At 65.3% G+C, this 4,958-nt stretch carries 7 protein-coding genes and 1 pseudogene; 1 reads left to right on the forward strand and 7 read right to left on the reverse strand.

Annotated elements, in window-relative coordinates; all coding sequences use genetic code 11:
* Positions 1–238 (reverse strand): transposase domain-containing protein (locus ACY45C_RS13200; RefSeq protein ID WP_462187918.1); only part of this gene is annotated, 238 nt, incomplete at its 3' end.
* A 451-nt stretch (positions 239–689) separates the two neighbouring features.
* Here ACY45C_RS13200 and ACY45C_RS13205 point away from each other — a divergent pair.
* On the forward strand, positions 690–956 hold the full coding sequence (locus ACY45C_RS13205) for a hypothetical protein (RefSeq protein ID WP_462187927.1): 267 nt from the start codon (positions 690–692) through the stop codon (positions 954–956).
* Here the strand turns inward: ACY45C_RS13205 and ACY45C_RS13210 are convergent.
* From ACY45C_RS13210 to ACY45C_RS13235, 6 genes and pseudogenes are all read right to left on the reverse strand, one after another.
* Entirely contained in the window at positions 883–1,197 is a 315-nt protein-coding gene (locus ACY45C_RS13210) for a DUF6766 family protein (RefSeq protein ID WP_462187919.1), read from the reverse strand. The two genes, ACY45C_RS13205 and ACY45C_RS13210, sit on opposite strands and share 74 nt — an antisense overlap.
* Positions 1,194–1,328 (reverse strand): hypothetical protein, encoded by a 135-nt coding sequence (locus tag ACY45C_RS13215; RefSeq protein WP_462187920.1) that lies wholly within the window; start codon positions 1,326–1,328, stop codon positions 1,194–1,196. Before ACY45C_RS13215 ends, ACY45C_RS13210 begins: the two co-directional genes overlap by 4 nt.
* A gap of 39 nt (positions 1,329–1,367) precedes the next feature.
* A complete protein-coding gene (locus ACY45C_RS13220; RefSeq protein WP_462187921.1) occupies positions 1,368–1,949 on the reverse strand; it encodes a DUF2306 domain-containing protein in 582 nt (193 codons plus the stop codon).
* Positions 1,950–2,212: 263 nt separating this feature from the next.
* Positions 2,213–2,900 (reverse strand): annotated as a pseudogene (locus tag ACY45C_RS13225) (response regulator).
* The gene (locus tag ACY45C_RS13230) at positions 2,897–4,033 is read right to left on the reverse strand and encodes a sensor histidine kinase (protein WP_462187922.1); all 1,137 of its coding nucleotides are present in this window, start codon (positions 4,031–4,033) and stop codon (positions 2,897–2,899) included. The pseudogene ACY45C_RS13225 and the gene ACY45C_RS13230 overlap by 4 nt, the downstream one beginning before the upstream one ends.
* A 114-nt stretch (positions 4,034–4,147) precedes the next feature.
* Positions 4,148–4,744 carry a heme-binding beta-barrel domain-containing protein gene (locus ACY45C_RS13235; protein ID WP_462187923.1) on the reverse strand — a complete coding sequence of 199 codons (597 nt, stop codon included), beginning with the start codon at positions 4,742–4,744 and terminating at the stop codon, positions 4,148–4,150.
* Positions 4,745–4,958: the final 214 nt, after the last annotated feature.

A 4,958-nucleotide genomic window follows, 5' to 3' on the forward strand; every position in this document is an offset into this window, starting at 1 on the left:
TGTTTACCTCCCAGTCCCGCCACCAGCCGAACACCTTCAGACCCGCGACAAGCTTCTCCATCACCTCCTCGTAGTCGTCATCGAAGAACAGCCACATCGCCAGCGTGAAATACACCATCACCCGCGCGGGCAGCTTCCGGGACCGTTTCTCAACCCGGCCCGTCGTCACCAGAACATCGTCCACAAGATCATGGTGAACGAAGCCAGTAAACACCCCGAGCGAAATATTATCCGTCAAGGAGTCGAAATGAAATAACTTGCGCGTTTCGAACCCTCCACAGGCCTGTGACCTGCGATGATGCTCTCGATCACGTATTTGTTTTGTTACTTCATTACGTCCCCCAACCTGCCGACCGGCCCGCCACACCCATTCTTACTCGTCACCACGGAATTCTACCGCGACCGATATGACCGCTCCCCGACGGCTACTGCACCAACAAGATCAATCACTCAAAGTGGATCTTGTCGGTGCGGTTCTTAATTCACTGGCATTGGCCCAAGACCCCCGCGTCCAAGACCACATGACAGCAGCGAGCAGCATAACCACCCTCCGCAGCAAACCCGACACCGGGTCTCGGTAACAGCCCGACCAGTGCTTTCACGCGGACCGCACCGGCGGGTCCGGTCACCGCACGGTCGTCCCGGTCGAGAACCCGCCGAGCGCCGAGGCGATCGCGCTCTTCACGGAACTGCTCGGCTCCGATGTCCGCCGCATCACGCTGCTGTTCTGTGTGCTGGCCCGGCGCGTCATCGCGACTCGCCCGACGGGCACCCCCGCGGCGAAGGTCGTTCTGGCGTCGATCGCCCGCGCCGGCACGCCGGTCGGAGTGTCGCGCGCCAGCGTCAGTGCGACCACCGGCGGCCATCCAGCGGGCGATGATGTCATCGACGTTGACGCCCTCGACGCTGGCCTGTCGACGTCTGAAACGTCCGGTTCCAGAAGTCGGCCGACGTGACGTATCCGAGCCATGACACGGTGGCGGCGTGTTGCTCCAACTGGTCGACATTGTAGCGATCATCTTGTGTTGCGATCTTCCTTTCCATCATTTTGATATTGGTTCGCCGTCGAGGTACCCGGCGAGGGCGGTCGACGTCGGGTAGTCGAACACCTCCGCGGCCGGCAGTCGCAGGCCGGTCGCCACGTTGAGGAGGTTGCGCAGTTCGACGCGGACACCGATCGGAAAACCACGGGGTCATCCGTGAGTGGACACGTGGGGCGGATTGGTCAGCCGCTTACGGATGATCCATTCGGCCACGGCAATGTTGATCATCCAGCCGGCGGCCATGGGGACGTAATGAAGTAACAAATATGTGATCGAGAGCATCATCGCAGGTCACAGGCCTGTGGAGGGTTCGAAACGCGCAAGTTATTTCATTTCGACTCCCATGAGCAGTGCTCTACTCAGCCCGGCTGGCTTCCCGGCGATCAGGATCCAGGGCAGATGGGTAAAGAATTGCGTGCCCGCGCCCAGCGCGATTGCGTAACCACGAATCATCCAGGCACGGTGCCGGGCGATATCCTGCCGCCGGATCGCGGCAAAGCCCAGGACGATGGACACCGCAACGGCCGAGCCGAACACGAGCCGGAAGCCAGTAAGGAGATCGCCGTCGCCTTCGGGGCGGGGATAGAACAGGGTCATCCATAGACCCGAAAACGCTACGGTAAGCCCGCATGGAACCAGGAGCCGCCCCACCGCGCGGTGCCAGCCGGGCCGTCGGCGGCGGAAACCGGGGACGAACTTGAAGGCCCCCAGGGTGCTGTACAGGATGACGCTGATGATATGCAGCACCACGGGCACAGGTGCCGCGAAGAAGCGCGCGTTTTCCGGCGTGACTTCCGCACCGCCGGCCAGGTCGGTCAGACGCACGGAACCGGCCACTATCGGAACGGCGGTGAGCGCGAGCAGCGCCGCGGGGACGCGCCACTCTGTCCTGGTGGAGGGGGTCACAGCGACAGTCCCTTTCCGTCATCCGGTCAGCCGGCTATCCGTCAGCCGGCTGTTTCGCGGCGACCGCGGGAGGGGACTCATCTGGTCATGCTCTCGTCGGCCATGACCCGATTGTGGCGATCGAGGTGGCGCGGCTCATCGGTGGAAGGGCCTGAGCCGAGTCGGCCGATCATCCGACCGCAAGGCCGTACTTTTGGCCGATGAGATCCGTGTCTGGCCGATGAGATCCGTGTCGGCCGCGCTGAACTTCGGTCACCCGCGTGTCATCGTCCGCGAGCGATACCGGGCCCGAATCGGTTGGTAACGCGCTTGGTCTCGTAGGCCCACATGGCGATCTCGACGCGGTTGCGGGCGCCGAGCTTAGCCATGAGGCTGGCGATGTGGGTCTTGACGGTGCTGAGGGTGATGTGGAATTCGCCGGCGATCTCGCTGTTGGTGCGCCCACGTGCCACGGTGGCGAGGATCTGCTCTTCTCGGTCCGTGAGCGGCTCGACGGGTTGCACCGGCGGTGCGGCTGGCCCGGCGTCGGCGAAGGCCTCAAGTAGTCGCGCGGTGATGCTCGGGGCGATGAGCGCGTCGCCGCCCGCGGCGGCGTGGACGGCCTGGGCGAGCAGGTCAGGGCCGGCGTTCTTTGAGCAGGAAGCCCCGGGCGCCGGCTCTGAGGGCAGCGTAGACGTAGTCATCGAGATCGAAGGTCGTGATAACGACGACGGCGAGGGGGTCGTCGACAGTCGGTCCGGCGAGACAACGGGTGGCTTCGATGCCGTCCAGGCCGGGCATCCGAATGTCGAACAGGCAGACATCGGGACGTAGGCGCTGTGCGAGCTCCACGGCTCGCCGCCCGCCAGCGGCCTCGCCGATGACCTCGATGCCCGGTTGGGCGTCGAGGATCATCCGGAGCCCGGTACGGACGATTTCCTGGTCGTCGGCGATGATCACTCGGATGCTCATGTCGCCCAGCCTGTTCGAGGGAGCGCGACCGTCACGGTCCAGCCTCGATCGGGGGCCGGGCCAGCTTCGCAGGTGCCGCCGAGCAGGTGAGCACGTTCGATCATGCCGGTGAGCCCGTAGCCCGGTGGCGCGGTCGGGCGGGTGGTGCTGGTGTCGCCGTCGTCGCTCACGCGTAGGTGCACCATCGTGTCGTCGGCGGCGACGCAGACCTCGATACGCGAGGCGTGACGAGCATGTCGTCGGGCGTTGGTGACCGACTCCTGGGCGAGGCGGTAGATCGCGGCACCGACCGATGGAGGAAGGTCGTCGAGGTCGCCGAGGATCTCCACGTCGACAGACGGACCGGCACGGTCGCGGCTCGCGAGCTGTTCGAGATCGGCGATCTCCGGGCTGGGCGCCAGGTCCGCCGGTTGGTTCCGACGCAGGACGCGGACCACGGCGCGCATCTCGGCCAGCGTGCGCGACGCCTCGGCCTCGATCACGCGGAGTGCCTCGGTCGCGGCTTCCGGTCGCGATGCCGATGTCGCAAGGCCCGCCTGGGCGCGGATCACAATCGCCGAGACGTGATGAGCGACAGTGTCGTGCAGGTCGCGGGCCAGCCGTTCGCGTTCGAGCAGCTTGACCTGGTTGAGCTCACGGATCCTCGCCCTGGCCCGGTACCGGGACGCTCCGCCCAGTGCGGCGGCCGCGGACAAGACGGCGAATCCGGCGATCGCGTCGGCGACGCTGAGGTAGCCGAGGACCATCGAGAGGCAGACCTTGGCAATCAGGATCAGCGAGCCGATCACGGCCTCGCACCCTGACCCCCACCGGTACAACGAGTACGGCAACACGAGCACATACACGATCACCTGCAGTTTTGGCTCGCCACCAGTCACCAGGGAGACCAGGCCGGCGGTGACGAAGACGATCGCGACCATCAGCAGCGGTCTGGTCCGGCGCCACAACAACGTGGGCAGCAACCCGACAGCGAGAATCACCGAGACGGCCCGCCATGGAACGTCCGGTCGCAGAACTCCTTCGAGCACCGCGACCGGCGCGAGCACCCCCACGAGTGCCCAGTCCCGCCACACCCGCGACGGCGGGCGGGGAGGAGGAGGCTCGTCCCACACCGAGCGAAGAAGGGCGTGCACCCAATCACGGTACGAGAACCGATGCCGCTCCTGATCGGCCGAAAGTACGAGGCACACACTTCGCTCGGTGCGCCGGGCGGCTAAGCCGATAAGCCGAGCGGCTGAGCCGGGCGGCTAAGCGTCGGACAGGCGCCGCAGCACGTTGCGGTCCGTATGGGCGACCGGGTCGGACACCCGCTCGTGATCGATGGTGGTCGTGGAGGTGTAGGCGAAGCTCCCGTTATCGGTGACGGTGATGCTCACCTCGTAGCGGATGCTGTTCGCCGCGCGAGCCAGGTAGGGATTGGACAGGATACCGTATGTGGGGGAGCCGGCCTGCGCCCGCAGGGTGAAGTCGGTCGCGTCCGGCGCCACGGCACCACCAGCGATCAGGACCGTACCGCGGGGCACCATGAAGCACCGCATGACGTGGCCGAGATCGGCGTCCCACAGCCAGTAGCCGATCTCAGTGTGGAACGCCTTCTCCTCGCCGGCCCGCCACGCGGCCATGTGGTAGTCGAGGCCGTAGAGACACTGCGGGCCGTTGTCCACGGGACCGAAGGGCTTGAAGGTGACCCTCTCGCGGTACGGGGTCTCGATAATCGTGCCCTCGGCGTTGCCGAAGGCAACGTCCACCCCCTGGTTGCCCTCCCACTCACCGGCCAGGGCCGCCAACGGACCGAACTCCGGGCCGGCTTTTCCCGCCTCCCCAGTCTTTCCCGTCTTTTCCATCAAGGCGAACCCTCCTTGGGCGAGGAACCATCTATAGCCGGAACAAGCCCGGAACATCTCGACATTACTGTCAAATTCTTGCAAGCCGCTGTTGCGCGACTCTCAAGACGCGCAAGACGGCACATTCACCGTGCTCACGGACCCGCCATCAAGATCGAATATTTCACTGGTCTCATGGGGCACGGCGTCACTTTGGTGAGCACGGCGCCGCTTT

This window comes from Frankia sp. CcWB2 (assembly GCF_977927585.1).